13 protein-coding genes are annotated in these 15,307 nt (G+C 69.7%); 7 read left to right on the top strand and 6 right to left on the bottom strand.

Features of this window, described 5'->3' with window-relative positions; translation table 11 throughout:
- Window positions 1-94 precede the first annotated feature (94 nt).
- A complete protein-coding gene (locus BSZ36_RS09510) occupies window positions 95-2,302 on the bottom strand; it encodes a penicillin acylase family protein (RefSeq protein WP_094548297.1) in 2,208 nt (735 codons plus the stop codon).
- 134 nt (window positions 2,303-2,436) lie between these two features.
- Between BSZ36_RS09510 and BSZ36_RS09515 the strand changes: the two genes are divergently transcribed.
- From BSZ36_RS09515 to BSZ36_RS09545, 7 genes are all read left to right on the top strand, one after another.
- Window positions 2,437-3,624 carry a M20 metallopeptidase family protein gene (locus BSZ36_RS09515; RefSeq protein WP_094548299.1) on the top strand — a complete coding sequence of 396 codons (1,188 nt, stop codon included), beginning with the start codon at window positions 2,437-2,439 and terminating at the stop codon, window positions 3,622-3,624.
- A 117-nt stretch (window positions 3,625-3,741) separates the two neighbouring features.
- The gene (locus BSZ36_RS09520) at window positions 3,742-4,383 is read left to right on the top strand and encodes a J domain-containing protein (RefSeq protein ID WP_143536834.1); all 642 of its coding nucleotides are present in this window, start codon (window positions 3,742-3,744) and stop codon (window positions 4,381-4,383) included.
- Window positions 4,384-4,501: 118 nt separating this feature from the next.
- A complete protein-coding gene (locus BSZ36_RS09525) occupies window positions 4,502-5,005 on the top strand; it encodes a hypothetical protein (RefSeq protein ID WP_094548303.1) in 504 nt (167 codons plus the stop codon).
- A gap of 1 nt (window position 5,006) precedes the next feature.
- Window positions 5,007-6,056 (top strand): potassium channel family protein, encoded by a 1,050-nt coding sequence (locus BSZ36_RS09530; protein ID WP_143536835.1) that lies wholly within the window; start codon window positions 5,007-5,009, stop codon window positions 6,054-6,056.
- A gap of 163 nt (window positions 6,057-6,219) precedes the next feature.
- A complete protein-coding gene (rsmI, locus tag BSZ36_RS09535; RefSeq protein ID WP_094548307.1) occupies window positions 6,220-6,951 on the top strand; it encodes a 16S rRNA (cytidine(1402)-2'-O)-methyltransferase in 732 nt (243 codons plus the stop codon).
- Window positions 6,952-6,974: 23 nt separating this feature from the next.
- Entirely contained in the window at window positions 6,975-7,550 is a 576-nt protein-coding gene (locus tag BSZ36_RS09540) for a TlpA family protein disulfide reductase (RefSeq protein ID WP_094548309.1), read from the top strand.
- 5 nt (window positions 7,551-7,555) lie between these two features.
- A complete protein-coding gene (locus BSZ36_RS09545) occupies window positions 7,556-8,005 on the top strand; it encodes a TlpA family protein disulfide reductase (protein WP_094548311.1) in 450 nt (149 codons plus the stop codon).
- A 319-nt stretch (window positions 8,006-8,324) separates the two neighbouring features.
- On the opposite strand, the gene prfA is transcribed toward BSZ36_RS09545, so the two are convergent.
- From prfA to BSZ36_RS09570, 5 genes are all read right to left on the bottom strand, one after another.
- Window positions 8,325-9,401: a peptide chain release factor 1 gene (gene prfA / locus BSZ36_RS09550; protein WP_094548314.1), complete on the bottom strand. Its 1,077-nt coding sequence runs from the start codon at window positions 9,399-9,401 to the stop codon at window positions 8,325-8,327.
- A 101-nt stretch (window positions 9,402-9,502) separates the two neighbouring features.
- Window positions 9,503-10,108 (bottom strand): hypothetical protein, encoded by a 606-nt coding sequence (locus BSZ36_RS09555; protein ID WP_094548316.1) that lies wholly within the window; start codon window positions 10,106-10,108, stop codon window positions 9,503-9,505.
- Between the two features lie 78 nt (window positions 10,109-10,186).
- Window positions 10,187-10,984, bottom strand: coding sequence for a hypothetical protein (locus BSZ36_RS09560; RefSeq protein ID WP_094548318.1), 798 nt, complete (start codon window positions 10,982-10,984; stop codon window positions 10,187-10,189).
- Between the two features lie 2 nt (window positions 10,985-10,986).
- Entirely contained in the window at window positions 10,987-12,138 is a 1,152-nt protein-coding gene (locus BSZ36_RS09565) for a PQQ-binding-like beta-propeller repeat protein (protein WP_094548320.1), read from the bottom strand.
- Window positions 12,139-15,288, bottom strand: a complete 3,150-nt coding sequence (locus BSZ36_RS09570) for a peptidase MA family metallohydrolase (RefSeq protein WP_094548322.1) — start codon at window positions 15,286-15,288, stop codon at window positions 12,139-12,141.
- Window positions 15,289-15,307 lie beyond the last annotated feature (19 nt).

Raw genomic sequence — 15,307 nt, forward strand, 5'->3', positions numbered from 1 at the left:
ACTCGCCAGACAGACCTGCGGCCCCGACGCTACGTGCGTCGGGGCCGCTTCTCGTTGGTACCGCACGCGCCAGAGGCCTCTGGCGCAGGAGGCCTCAACGCGCGATGACGACGCGGCGCGTCTGCACGTGCTCGCCGGTCTGCACGCGGAGCGTGTAGGTCCCAGCGGCCAGACCCGTGGCGTCCAACGTCACCCGCTGCTCTCCCGTGGCGCGCTGCTCGGTGAGCGATACGACCTCGCGGCCCAACACGTCCACGAGCGACAGGCGCACCTCGGCGCCAGAGGCCAGCGTGAGATCAATGGCGAGCGCGCCCACCGTTGGGTTGGGGTAGACCGCGCCGAGGGCGGCGCCCGTGGCCTCTGGCGGGAGCGCGGTGTCCGTCCCGGCGCTGAAGCCAAACGTCTTCATCCGCACCGGCTCCTCGCCGATGGAGGAGATGTAGAGCGGCCACTGGTCCGAGAAGTGCGGGCTCGGGACGCCAGCGGCGGAGATGAAGCCGCTCTGCCCGGGAGGAATCACGTTCTCAGCGCGCGTCACGCTGCCGTCGGCAAAGCTCAGGACTTGCTGGTACGTGCCGGGGTACTCCTGGTACTCCGGGTTGGAGCGGACGACTCGGGTCAGTTCCTGAACCTCCTCGAACGTGATGCCATCGCCAGAGGCCTGGGCGGTTTCCAGGTGTTGCTGCAGGTACGCGGCGCCGTCGAACGTGCGCGTGTAGCCGCCGGGCTTCGTGTCGGTCCAGTCCACGTTGTCGCCCTGGTCCCAGTCCGCCGAGGGCTTGTTGTTCCAGTTCACGAGGATGGGCTGCGTGAAGTTGACGGCCTGCGGGTGGTCCTCGAAAGGCACGATGCCGGTCCACTCCTCGGTCCCGACGCCAGAGGCCGGCAACCGGGGGTCCACGGCACGCTCGGGGTAGCGCCCGACGTGCCAGTACGCCACGTTCTGCTCCGTGTCGGCGTAGAAGAGGTTGAACGACATCGGGATCTCGCTCGCCACCTGCTCCCAGTCGGAGAGCGACGTGGACTGCCACGCGCTGTAGAACGCCTCCACCATCTCCAGTTCGCGGTCCCAGAACGCGTACTGGTAGGCGAACACGCGCCCACCCGCGAAGTCCTCGGCGTAGACCGGCCCGTGGACCGTGCGGAAGTGCGTGTACGCCACGTCATCGGCGCCCAGCACGCGGATCTGGTCCGTGAGCACCTCGAACGCACGCGGCTCGCCGTTGTAGACGTAGCTCGTGGACGAAGCCAGCGTCTCCACGAACGTGTCCGTGTTATCGGTAAAGCCCGTCGTGAGCGTCCACGCGCGCTGATCCTCTGGCGTGCCGACGCGGCCGATGATGACGCCCATAATGCCCGGGACGGTCATGCCCGCGATGTGGAAGCCGCCGTCGATGGCGATCTCGACCTCGCTGGTCACGGCCTTGGCCGTCTGCGACGGGTTGCCCATCTGCGGGGCGCCGAGCAGCATGGCGTCGCCAGAGGCCGAGACGTTGGCTTTCACGAGCGCCGCGAACGATCCCAGCTTGAGCGGCACGCCGAGGCCTCGGAGATACGCCTCCATGGCCTCGCGCTCGGCGCGGAGCGCCGCCACCATCTCGGGGTCCACCGAACCCACGCCAGAGGCCTCTGGCGCGGGCGCACTCGCGCCGACGGTCGGCACGATGGAGTCGAGCGTCGTGAAGGCCTCGGGGTCGTTGATGGGCCGGTTGGCGTCGAACCACTCCTGGCCGTTGGCCTCTAGCTCGGCGAGGCGCGCGAGTTCGTCGCCGCCGACTTCGCCGAAGCGGCGCATAAAGAACTGCAAGACCGCGACCGCCTTGTCGCGGTCCCAGCGCTCGATGGGACCCTGGTTGAGCGGAAACTGCGTGTACTCGAACGGCTTGTAGGTCGCCGCGTCGGACTCGGCGAGGTCGATGTACGCGTTGATGCCCGCGATGTAGGCGTCGAGGCCGTCGCGGATGGCCAGGGGCAGCGCGTCGAACTGCGCCGCGCGCTCGGCGGGCGTGTAAAAAACGGTGCGGACGGCCTGGTCGGTGGAGAGCGCTGCGGAGCCCTGAATCTCCGAGAGGCGGCCTGTGGCCGCGCGCCAGAACGTCTCCATCTGGAACAGCCGGTCCTGCGCCACGGCCCAGCCCTGCGCGTAGAAGCCGCCGACCTCGGAGCTCGCGGTGATACGCGGAACGCCGTACGCGTCGCGGCTGATGACGACCGAGGAGCCGTCGGGCGCCGTCAGGGTCTGGGCCTCTGGCGCCGAAGCGGTGAGGAGGAGCGCGGCAAGCGCGAGGACGCAATATCTCATGGGGCTGAGGTCGGGTTCGCTCGCACGGTACAACGCCCACCTGTTCTCCGCAATGGGGAGAAGCCTTGCCCCCGGGGCTCCGCGCCAGAGGCCCCTGGCGCCGGGTAGCTTGCCGCTCCCCTCCCGCCCCGCCTGTGCTCGACCGCATCCGCTCCCTCACCGACAGCGGCCACGCCGACGTGGTCCGCCTCCGCCGACAGATCCACCGCGCACCCGAACTGGCGTTCGAGGAGCACGAGACCGCCGCGCTCATCGCGCAGACGTTGCGGGAGATCGGCCTGGAGCCCACTACAGGCGTCGGCAAAACGGGCGTCGTTGCGCACATCGAAGGCGCGCAGCCAGGCCCGGTCCGCGCGCTCCGCGCCGACATCGACGCGTTGCCCATCCGCGAGGCCAACACGTTCAGCTTCGCGAGCCAGAACGAGGGGAAGATGCACGCCTGTGGCCACGACGGGCACACCGCCATGCTGCTCGGCGTCGCGCGCGTGCTCCACGCGTTGCGGGAGGACCTCGCCGGGACGGTCCGGCTGGTTTTCCAGCCCAGCGAGGAGAAGGCGCCCGGCGGCGCCAAGATCATGATCGAGGAGGGCGTGCTGGACGAGATGGACGGCGTTGGCGCGCCAGAGGCCATCCTGGGGCAGCATGTGGTCCCGCACCTGGACTCCGGCGTGATCGGCGTGCGTGGCGGCGCGTTCATGGCGAGCGCGGACGAGATCTATCTGACCGTCCACGGCCAAGGTGGGCACGCCGCGGCGCCTCACCTCCTCGTCGACCCCGTGATGGCGCAGGCGCACATCCTGACGGCGCTCCAGACCGTGATCTCTCGCCACCGCCCGCCCGGCGTTCCCAGCCTGCTCTCCTTTGGCCGCGTCGAAGCCGACGGCGCCACGAACATCGTCCCGGACGACGTGCGGCTGATCGGCACGTTCCGGTCCATGGACGAGGACTGGCGCTGGGAGGCGCACCGCCTGATCCGTCGCGTGGCGGAGCACACCGCGCTCGCGCTCGGGGCCACGTGCGAGGTCGAGATCGTCGTCGGCTACCCCTCGCTGGTCAACGACGAACGCCTGGCCTCTGGCGTGGCCGCGCTCGCGCGCGAGTTCCTGGGCGCCGAGCGCGTGGTGGAGGTCCCAGAGTGGTACGCCGCCGAGGACTTCGCGTGGTACACCCGCGAGGTCCCGGGCTGCTTCTACGTGCTCGGCACGGGCTCCGACGAGGCCGACAGCCGCCACGGCCTCCACACGCCACGGTTCACGCTAGACGAGGAGGCCATGCGCACCGGCGTCGGCCTGATGGCCGCGCTCGCGATGCGGGGAGTCTGAGCCTCTGGCGTTTCAGAGTTGCGCGCGCGTGCCGCGCCAGAGGCCTGAACGGCGCGACGGAGCCGTTGGCACATCGGTTGCTGCGCTCCCGCTGTCCTCTCCCCCTCGCGCGCGCCCGTGCCGATCCCTCTCGACGACGCCTTCCACCTTCTCGACCTCGAACGTGAGGCCTCGCTCTCCGACGCCAAAAAGGCTCGGCGCGAGCTCGCGATGGTGTGGCACCCCGACCGCTTCCCGGAAAACCAGGAGCTCCAGTCCCGCGCGGTCGAGAAGATCAAGCGCATCAACGAGGCCTACGAGCAGGTCACCGACTACCTCCGCGTCTCTGCCCCCAGCCAGCAGCTGATGGCGAAGCCTGCCGCCACCGAGGCGCCAGAGGCCGCGCGCAAAACCGTCACGCTGTGCTGCGTGCCCACCGACGAGACCCGGCTGTCCTGCAGCCTCGGCCTCGAAGTCGGCGGGGACCGCTTCGCGGAAATCCTGACGACGGGCTCCACCGTGCCTTGCGCCGCGGCCAAGACGTTTACCAACGCGCGCGATTTCCAGGAAGCGCTCACCATCCGCGTTATCTGCGGGGACGGCGCCCTCCCCGCGTCCTCTGCCGACGGCCTGGGCCGCGTGACGTTTGTGGACCTTCCGCCCCGCCCCCGCGGCTTTTTGCGGATGCAGGTCGTCTTCGCGATCGACGACAAAGGCACCGTCGCCATCGGCGCGACGGACCTCGACTCTGGCGAGCCGGTCCTCGTCAGCACGGACTGACGCCTCTGGCGGTACGCCAGGGACCGCGCCTCGCGCCAGAGGCCCACGGGACGGGCCGGCCTCTGGCGAAGGCTCCGCGGAGGCCGATCCCTCCCGTGGAGGCGGCGTATCCTCCAGCATGAACGCTTTCAGCTCCCTCCCAGACTCGGCCCGGCTCTGGCTTTTCGCCGCCGACGCTCCGATCTCTGACGACACCCTGGCGCAGGTCCGCGCCTTTCTCCCCACCTGGGCCAGCCACGGCCGTCCTGTCACCGCTGCCGCGGAGCGCGTGGCGGACTCCGTGCTCGCCGTCGCGGCGGTGATCTCGCCCGAGGAGTTCAACGCCGGCGTCTCCGGTTGCGGCATCGACGCGATGACGCACGCTGTGGAAGCCGCCTTCGGGGCCACAGGCCTTGCCCAGGCCTCGCCTCTGGCGGTGAGCTACCGCGACGCGGAGGACACGTGGCAGTCGGTCCCGCGCTCGGCCTTCCGCAAACTCGCTCGCGCGGGGGAGGTCAGCGGCCAGACTCCGGTCCTGGACCTCACCCCGACCGACCTCGGCACGCTCCGCGCCAGAGGCGCCGTCCGCCCGGCCTCCGAGGCGTGGCACGGCGCGGCGTTCGCGCTCGGCGTCCCGGCCTAGCGTGGCGGCGCGGCCTCGGGCCTCTGGCGCAGGCCGCGAGCTTGCCGTCGGCGCGGCGGTGGTTACCGGCCTGATGGGCGTCGGGACGGCGGGGTACGCGCTCCTGGAAGGGATGCGGCTGCTGGACGCGCTCTACATGACGTTTATCACGCTGACCACCATCGGGTTCACCGAGGTCGGCACGCTGAGCGACGCCGGGCGCGTGTTCACGATGGTGATCGCCACCGTCGGCATCGGTACGTTCGCCACGCTCGCCACGCGGGCGGTTCAGATCATCGTCCTCAACGCCAACTTCCGGTCCCGGCGCATGCAACGGCGCATCGATTCCCTCTCCGGCCACTACGTCATCTGCGGCTTCGGCCGCATCGGTGAGCGCGTGGCGACCGACCTCCGCGAGGCCGGCCGCGACCTCGTCGTGATCGACCGCAGCGACGAGCCCGCCGAGCAGTTGGAGAACCAGGGCTTCCTCTTCGTGCAGGGGAACGCCGAGGAAGAGGAGATCCTCCGCGCCGCCGGGCTTGAGCGCGCCGCCGGGCTCATCCTTGTCCTCCCCCAGGACGCCGCGAACGTGTTCGTGGCCCTTTCGGCCCGCGAGATCCGGCCAGAAGCCGGTCCCGACGGCCTGTTCATCGTCGCACGGACCAACGAGCAGTCGGCGTTGAACAAGCTCAAGCGCGCCGGCGCCGACAAGGTCATCTCCCCGCTGGAGATCGGCGCCGACCGCATCGCGCAGACCATCCTGCGGCCTCGCGTGGACCGCTTCATGGAAAAGGTCCTCGGCGTCGGCGCGCTGGACTTCGACCTGGAGGAGATCCGCGTGTCCGAAGGGAGCCTCCTGGACGGCCGCTCGCTCGTGGAGGTGGACTTCCGCCGCCGGTACAACGCCATCGTCGTCGGCGTGCTCAAGGCCTCTGGCGACTGGCGGTTCAACCCCGACGCGACCGTCCCGCTCGACGCTGGTGACACGTTGATCGTGCTGGGCTCCCCGGCACGCATCGGCGAGATCCGCGCCGGCGGGCAGATGTCGCTCCCCGGGCAATCGGTGAAGTAGCCGCGGCCTCTGGCGAGTTCCGAGTTCCGAGTTCCGAGTTCCGAGAGAAGCTGTTCGGCGCGGGCCTCTGGCGCCAGAGGCGGTCGGAACTTTTCAGGCACCGCGGAGCCTTACGCATCCCGCATCCCGCATCCCGCATCCCGCATCCCGCATCCCGCATCCCGTGCTCACCCTCGTCCCCACGCCCGTCGGCAACCTTGAAGACATCACGATGCGCGCGCTCCGCGTGCTCCGCGAGGCCAGCGTGGTGGCATGTGAGGACACGCGGACAACCGGCGTGCTGCTGACGCACTACGGCATCACCACGCCGCGGACCAGCTTCCACATCCACAACGAGCACGCCAAGGCCGCGTCGCTCGTCGAGCGGATGGAGGCCGGCGAGCACGTCGCCCTGGTGAGCGACGCCGGGACGCCCGGCATCTCGGACCCCGGCTACCTCCTCGTCCGCGAGGCCATCGAGGCTGGCGTGCGCGTCGAGGCGTTGCCTGGACCGACGGCGTTCGTGCCCGCGCTCGTCGCCAGCGGCCTGCCCTGTGACCGGTTCGTCTACGAAGGCTTTCTGCCCCACAAGAAGGGCCGCCAGACGCGCCTGAAAGCGCTCGAAACCGAGACGCGCACGATGGTGCTCTACGAGAGCCCGCACCGTCTCGTCAAGCTCCTCGGCCAACTCCGGGAGCACCTCGAAGACGACCGCCCCGCCGCGGTTTGCCGCGAGATCTCGAAGCTCCACGAGGAGACCGCCAGAGGCACCCTCGCCGAGCTCGAAGCCGACTTCGCGGCGCGCCCCAAAGTCCGCGGCGAGATCGCCGTCGTGGTTGGCGGCGGAAGCGGCCAGCCCAAGGAGGCCTCTGGCGAACCGACCCGGCGCCAGCGGCGTGGACGTGACCGATCTTGAGCCTCTGGCGTCTCCCTCTCCCTATGCGTTTTCTCATCTTCGCTCTCGTCCTCGCCTCCGCCTCGGCGTGCGCGCAGTCCACGCCGGAGGCGCCCACTGAGGCGCTGGACCTTCGCGATCACACGACGATCCGCACCGCCGATGCGACGCCAGAGGCGCCGCTCTCCGAGGGCTCTGGCTCCGCCGAGGAGTCCGACGCTGAGGCGGCGGTCCGCGACATCGTGGCTGGAGACGGCGTGCACGTGGTCCATTTCTGGGCGCCTTGGTGTGGCAACTCCATCAACGAGCTCCGCTCGGGCATCGCCGAGGTGGTCGACGCGAACCCCGACGTGACGTTTACCTACGTGACCGTCCGCAACGACGGCGAAGACGGCGCCTCCACGCTCGCGCGGTACGGCGTGCCGGAGCGCGTAGAGGTTCTCGCGCATCCCGGCGGCAAGCCCGTCGTCTTCCTCGGGCGCCCTATCACGTGGACGCCTACCACGTGGGTGTTCAACCGCAACGGCACGCTCGCCTACGCCTTCAACTACGGCGAGGTCTCGCCCGTGCTTCTCTCCCAAGCCATCGCCGACGCCCAGAGCGATTGGCACCACGACTGATCCCTGTGTCTGAGTTCCCGTTTTCTCCCCCCTCCACCGACGCCGAGCGCGCCGTCGCTACCGCCGTCGCCAGAGGTGGCATCCAGGTCGTCGTGTTCTGGGCCGACTGGTGCGGCAACTCCATCTCGCAACTGGAGCGCGGCCTGGCCGACGCCATCGCCGAGCACGAGGACGTGGGCTTCACCTTCGTCTCGCTCTGGGCCTCTGGCGCCAGCGGCCTGGACACGTTGCGGGCGTACGGCATCCCCGAGCGCGCCGAGGTCGTCGCGCAGCCCGGCGTGGGGCAGGACGCGCCGAAGGAGTACCGCGACACGCAGTTCCTTGGCCTTCCCGTCACGTGGATCCCCACGACCTGGGTGTTCCGCGAAGGCCGGCTCGCGTACGCCTTCAACTACGGCGAGGTCACGCACGAGCAACTAGACGCCGCCATCGAAGGCGCGAAGAGCGCCTGGTAACCTCTGGCGCTGGCAATGCACGGGGAGGCTCGTTGCCACGCCAGAGGCTTCTGGCGGTGCGCGGTGCCTCTGCCGGCGTGCGGTGCTTCCCCGCTCATCAACGTGTCATCCAGACAGAGCGAAGCGACGAGGGATCTAGCCAGGTCCTCACGCCAGAGGCGTGTTCAGCGTGCGGGCATCCGGTGACTAGATCCCTCGGCACGCTCGGGATGTCACGCTAGGGGCCTCGCTGCCGCACCTCGCTCTACGCACGGAAGCGCCGGGGCCTCTGGCGCCATAGGGTTCTGCCACTGGTCCCTTCCCACTGCCAACTGGGCCGCTACCCCGCGTCGTCCATGCGGGACGCGCGGTCGGCGAGGTGGAGGGCGTGGATGATGGGGTCCAGGTTGCCGTCCAAGATGTTCTGGAGCGCGTGGTTCTTGTCGTCCCCCTCCAGGCGGTGGTCCGTTACGCGGCCCTGAGGCCAGTTGTAGGTGCGGATCTTGCCGGAGCGGTCGCCGGACCCCACCATCTCGTTGCGCATCGCGGAGCGCTCGGCGTCGGCCTCGTCTCGCTTGAGCTGGTAGAGGCGCGAGCGGAGGACGCGGAGGGCCTTGTCGCGGTTTTTGTGCTGGCTCTTCTCGTCCTGGATGCTCACCACCAACCCGGTCGGGATGTGCGTGATGCGGACGGCGGAGTCCGTCGTGTTGACGCTCTGCCCGCCGGGGCCGGAGGAGCGATACACGTCGATGCGCATGTCCTGGGCGCGAAGCTCGACGTCCAGTTCCTCGGCCTCGGGCAAGACGGCGACGGTCGCGGCCGACGTGTGGATGCGGCCCTGGCTTTCCGTGCTCGGCACACGCTGCACGCGGTGCGTGCCGCCCTCGAACTTCATCTCGCCGAAGACGCCCTTGCCCTTGAGCGCGAACGTGATCTCTCGGAAGCCGCCTGCGGTGCCCTCCGAGAGGTCCATGACTTCCACCTTCCACCCCTTGTTGGCCGCAAACTTGTTGTAGAGCTCGAACAGGTCACCTGCGAACAGCGCCGCCTCGTCGCCGCCCGCCCCGGACCGGATCTCGATGATGGCGTCGCGCGCGTCGGTCGGGTCCTTGGGGACGAGGAGTTCCTCCATCTCCGCCTCGGCGGCCTCAAGCTTCGGCTTGATCTCGTCCAGCTCCATCGCGGCCATCTCGGCCAGTTCGCCGCTCTCGCCAGAGGCCATCTCTTTCAGGTCGGCCGCCTCCTGCCGCAGCTCGTCCAGCCGTTCCGAGAGCCGCGCGATGGGCTCCAGGTCCGAAAGCTCGCGCCCGAGCGTTTCGAGCGTTTTGGGATCGCTCGCCGCCTCTGGCGTCGACATGTCGGCAAGGACCTCTTTGTATCGGTCGAGGGCGCTCTGGAGGGCTTCGGGGCGGGACATGCGGGGCGCGGGAGTGGGGACGCGAAGGTACGCGGGAGCCCAGGCGCGCGGCGTGTGAGAAGCCGGGAAGGTTTGCCGCGCGCGCCAGAGGCCGGAGCCGTCTAGGCGTCCACGCCGGGCACGCGGGGCAGCGCGACGGCTCGGCTGCTGAGGTCCGCGAGGTTCAACTCCACCGCCGCAGGCTGGCCTTCAAAGGCGTAGGTGAAGACGACGGCCTCTGGCGAGACCCGGAAATCGCCCAGGTCGGAATCGAAGCGCTCCACGAGCGTGCGGCGTCCTGTCCCGTCGGGCGACACGACGACGAGGCTGCGCTCGTCTCTCGCTGTCAGTTGCTCGTCGCCGTCGGTGTCGCGCGCGACGACGGTGTAGACGACCGCGCGCGTGTCCGTCTCCCCCGCTGTCACGTCTCGGCGGTCGAGGATGCGCGCCGCGTTGCTCGGGAAGAGCCAGCGGCCCTGGCGGGCCTCGGTGTCGTAGAACAACACGTTGACGGTCGCGCCTGACGGGTCAGAATACGAGGAGCGACCTCGCGAGCTCTCCGACGTGACCCTAGCGCCCAGGTCTGCCGTCAGCACCGGCGTTCCGGCCACGCGCTGGAAGTCTTGCAACGTGACCTCTGGCGCGTCGCTATCGTCAGGGGCCGCGTCGGCGCGGCATCCGCCAATGGCGAGCATAAACAGGAGCGCGGTGGCGAGGAAAGCAGGCATCGGTCGGGCGAGGGGTTCGCGGGTCGAGACGTACGCCCTCGCCAGAAGATGCGCCTCTGGCGCCAGAGGCCCGTCGCTCTACCGGATCGCGAAGCGGATCGCGAGGATGCCGAGGCTGGCGGTGGAGACGCCGAGCGCGACGCCAGAGATCGTGTCGTAGCGGATCGCGTCGTCGCGGAGGTCGTCGTTGCCGCGCAGCATGCTCGTCGTGCCGCGGTACTGGTCGTCGGCGGCGTCCGCCTGGAACTTGTAGTGCACCGCGACGGCGCCAGCGGCGATGGCTGCAACGCCGAAGCCGATGTCGAGCGCCGTCCGCGCCGTGTTGCGTCGCTGCGTGGGGAGCGCGTACGCGACGAGGTCCGCCTCCGTCGCGCCATCCGGCCGGAGGACGAGCGCGACCTTGCCGCCGGCCTCTGGCGCGGCGACGGACGCATCGGCGTAGCCGTCCAACGAGGCCACCAGCCGACCACGGAGCGGCTCCGGGCGGTCCAGCACGAGCGGCGTGACGCCGAGGGCCTCTTGCGTGCCATCGGGGTGGACCAGCAGCACCTCGGCGTGCAGCGGCAGCGACTCGATGCGCGTCCTCACGGGGAGGTCCAGCGCGAGCGTCAGCGTCTCGCCAGAGGCCACGGCTGCGCTCGCATCCGCGCGGCGCGCGTCCCACCCCACGCCGGCCTCCACGAGCGCGACGGCGTAGGTCTGCGCCGCGAGCGCGAACGGCCCTTCGGACGCGGCGCCCAGCACCACGCCGTCCGCGACGACGAGTGCCTCTGGCGTCGAGGTCTCGATGGCGAGGTAGCCCGGGGACTGCGCCGCGGCGGCGCCAGAGGCGAACAGGAACGCGAGGGTCAACAGGCGCATGGGGGTCTGGCGCATGGTCAGCGGGTGGCGACCCCGGCGGGCCGGAAGCCGTAGATGTAGTAGGGTTCGGCGAGGACGACGACGGTCCCGTCGGCCGAAGCGAGTCCAGCCGAGATGCGGCCTCGGAGTTCGTCGCGCCAGAGCTCGTCGCCAGAGGCCGCGTCGAGCGCGATCAGCTCACGGCGGTACGTGCCGACGTATACCATCCCGCCGGAAACCAACGGGGCGGCGCCCACGCCACCGTCGTAGCTCGTCGTCCACCGCTGCTCGCCCGTTTGTACGTCCCATGCCGTTACGGTCCCGTCCGTCGCGCCCGCGACGGCAATCCCGTCGGCGATGGAGGGCGTCCCCCAACGCGCCAGCGGCGCGCCCTGTGCGCTCCACAGCCGCTCGCCTCTGGCCCCGAAGGCCGCGACGCGGCCGCGCGTGGTCGGCACGACGAGCGTTTCGCCGTCGGTCGCGGGTGTGCGGTAGATCGGGGCGCCCGCGTCGGCGGTCCAGGCGATGTCACCCGACACTGGGTCGTAGGCGCGGACCGTCCCCTCGGTATCGGCCACGATGGCGAGAGCTCCCATCGCCAGAGGCGTCGCGCGGATCTGCGCCGTCGTGTCGGGCCTCTGGCGCCAGGCGACCGCCCCGTCAAAGCGGTCGATGCCGAGGACCGTCCCGTCGTTCGTCGCAGCGACGATCAGCGCGCCCATCACGAGCGGGCCGGCCATGAACGAGCCCTCGCGGACGGCCCACGCGCGACTCGCGGTCACGGCATTGTAGGCCAAGAGCCCGCCGCGCTCTTTGGTCAGCGGGATGTACATCATCGGCCCGGAGACCGCGATGGGCCCTTCGATGGCCTCGCCGACCTCGCCTTTCCCCGCGCCCTCGCCAGAGGCCGCGTCGAACACGAACACTTTCCCATCGCGCGTGCCGACGACCATGCGGCCGTCGTCGGTCACCAAAGGCGCGTCGGGCCCGAAGCCGGCCTCGGCGTTGATGCGCCACACCTGCTCCAGCGGCGGGGCGGGAGCCGCTTCCGGCGCGGCCGCCGCGCCGAAGGGCTTGTTCACTTTGACGGTGTTGCAGCCCGCGAGCACGGCCAGCACGCACAGCGCGACGGCAAGGCCTCTGGCGCCAGAGGCGGGACGTGAGGGAGCGGGCTCGGGGAGAGTCGGCATCTAGAAGTCGTACCCGAAGAAGAACTGCGTGAACGGCTCGCGCTCGTCGAACTGGAAGCCGTCCCAGAAGCGGTAGCCGACGTCGTAGCGGAGCACGAAGGCGCCGAAGAGGTTGAGCCGCGCCCCAGCGCCGACCGAGCCGAACGTCTTGCCGATGGTCTGGCTGTTGAGGTTGTACAGGTCCGGTCCCGTCCCGTCCTCGTTCCACGCGTGCGCGGCGTCCACGAACAGCGCGCCTTTCAGCCCCGCCACGCCAAAGGCGCCCAGGACGGGCGAGATCAGGTACGGCGCCTTCACGATGGGGAAGCGGAGCTCCTGCGACGTAAAGAGGAGCCGTTGCGCGCGGATGCGGAGCAGCGGGAAGCCTCTGGCGGACCACGAGCCGCCGATCAGGTTGTAGCGCGCGCGGCGGCCGACGTTTGCACGGGCCAGCCCCCACGAGGCGAACGTGATGTCGTTCGTGATCCGGGCGTAGTGCCGCACGTCCGCGTTCAGCGTGTAATAGCTCAGTGCTGACTGGAGCAGGTCTGTCGAGTAGCCCACGCCGGCGTTCGCGCGCCAGCCGTCGATGGGGCCGAACATGCTATACAGCGCGTTGTCGTGCGCGAGCGCCATGTAGTTCGAGAACGTCAGGGTCTTGAGCGTGTCGAACTGGAGGCCTCCGCTGCCGTCGAGGTCGCCGAGGAGTTCCTTGGAGCTGTAGCCCAGCGACGTGGAGAGGTCCACGCGGCGGAACGTGGAGAGCGGGTAGCTCACGAGTCCTAGCGCGCCGTGAATCTGCTGGTAGCTCGGGATCGCGTCTACCTGGTCGGGGTCGCCGCGGTCGAAGAGCGGGCCGGCGCGGCGGAAGACGCCATAGCCCACGTTCGCGCGGCGGCCGACATGGATGCGTGTCGCGGAAACGTTCAGCCCGTCCAAGAACGAGCGCCCGATGCGGCTGGAGCTGTAGGCGCTGACGTAGATCCGGTCATCGCCCAGCATGTCCGAAAACGCGATGGCAGCGCCACCGGCGTTGTAGTCCGCCGTCGCGGCGGTCGCAAAAGAGCCGCCGGCCACATCGAGCGCGTAGCGACGCTTGTATGGCCGGGCGCGCGTCGTGTCGCTCACCGCATAGCGCGGGTACTCCCACGCCTCACTCGGCGCGGGCGCCGTGACCGCGAGCCTCTGGCGCGGCTGCGCAAAGGCGGAGTCGGCGTCGAAGGCGCGAACGGTCCAGCGGAAGTCCTCGAACGCGGCGAACACGAGCGTGCTGTCGTCGGCCCAGAACGGGTCGTAGGCGGCGCCGGTGAACTCCGTGAGCTGGCGCACCTCGACAGCGGGCGGGGCCATCCCGCGAGAGGCAGAACCCGGTGCCAGAGGCTCGGCGGAGGTATCGGAGTCGGGTGCGAAGGCGACCGTTACGGTCTCGCCAGAGGCCGGAGCGGTGAGGCGCCGGGCGGCGCTGGCCGTCACGAACGGCTCGTCGAGCGGGGCCTCTGGCGAGAGGTCCGCCACCCAGAGGTTCTGCGCGCTGAACTTGCCGTCGGCCTCGCGGTGCGCGCTGACGTAGGCGAGGTGCTGGCCGTCCGGGCTGTAGCGCGGCGCCACGTCCACCTGCGGACCCGAGGTGATGTAGCCGATCTCGTCGGTCTCCAGGTCGTAGCGGAAGATGTTGAAGATGGGCGTGCCCGGTCCCGCGAACGCCGTGCGGTCGGACGAGAACGCGAGGCTCAGGCCGTCGGGCGAGAAGTCGGGGTCACGGTCGTCGTAGGCGTCGCGGGTGAGCTGGCGCAAGAGGCCCGCGCCGGCCGGGCCGCCGTCGCGGTCGTAGAGGAAGAGGTCTGCCAGGCCGTTCCGGCCAATGCCCGTAAACGCGACCTGCCGCCCATCTGCGGAGACCGTGGGCGAGTAGATGCCCACCAGTTCGTCGAAGCCCAGCATCTCCACGCGGCGCCTCTGGCGGAGATCGTGGAGGTGGATCACGTCGCGCTCGCCGCGCTTGGTCACGAACGCGAGCAGGCCATCGTCGCTGACGTCCATCCGGCTCTCGAAGAGGTGGAACGCCTCGTAGTCCAGGTTTTTGCCCGCGCGGACGATGACCTCGGGCTTCGCCAGAGGCTCCAGGTCGGCGCCGACAGGCGTGGCGAGGATCTCGGAGTAGCCGCCGCGGTTGGCGACGCTCAGGACTTCGCGGCGCCCGTCCGGCCACGTGTGCACAACGGGCTTGAAGTGCGCGCCTCTGGCGGCCACAGGCCGCGAGGCGAGCGAGGGCACGTCGGCGTCTTCGAGCTTGGGGAGGTACTGCTCGCGGATCCACGTCCACCACTTGTCCGAGACGACGTGGAAGTCCTCGCCCATGACGTACTCCACGACTTTGGAGAAGTCGTCGTCGCGCCAGGAGTTCTCGATTAGGTCCAGGATGCGCTCCTCGCCGTACGTCTCGGCCACGAAGCGGCAGAACGCCTCGCCCTCCTTGTACATCACGAAGGAGCCCGCGATGCGGTCCATGTCGTCGAGCTGTACGAAGAAGTTGGACGCGACGGCGTCGCGGATGATCATCTCGTGCTGGTGGTCCGGCTCGCCGCTCCAGTATTCCGCCAAGCCCTCGGTAAACCACAGCGGCACGAACCGATCCACCGGGCGGCGGTGGTCCCGGAGCACGCGCGCGAGCTTGTTGAACGTGAACACGTGCACCAGCTCGTGCTGGACGACACGCGTAAAGCGCTGCACGTTGCCATCGGCCGGGATGACCACGCGGCCTTTGAGGAACTCGAAAAAGCCGCCCACGCCGTCCGGTATAAAGCCGGGCGTCGTGTTGGTCTGCTTGAAGTGCAGGTTGCTCGCGTAGAAGAGCATCGGCACCCGGTGGTTGAACGAGAACGCGAAGCGGTTCTCCAGTTCCACGTACGCCTCCTCTGCCGCCTGCGCCCCGATCTCGGCCAGTTCCCGCTCCTCCGGGTAGTAGTAGATGTCGAAGTGCTCGGTCTCCAGGATGTGCCAGTCGAAGTCGTCGTACTGAACTTTATTTCGCCCGAAGCCCTGCGCGTCGGCCTCTGGCGCCAGAGGCCCGACCACCAGTGCGAGCGTGAGCGCCGCCGCCAGGGGCGCGATGCGGGAAGAGACGAAACCGGCCCGGGCGCGAGGGCCGGGCCGGGGAGCGCGAGCGAACATGTGCCGGGTGGGGTTCCAC

The sequence above is a fragment of the Rubricoccus marinus genome (assembly GCF_002257665.1).
In the GTDB taxonomy this organism is placed as follows: domain Bacteria; phylum Bacteroidota; class Rhodothermia; order Rhodothermales; family Rubricoccaceae; genus Rubricoccus; species Rubricoccus marinus.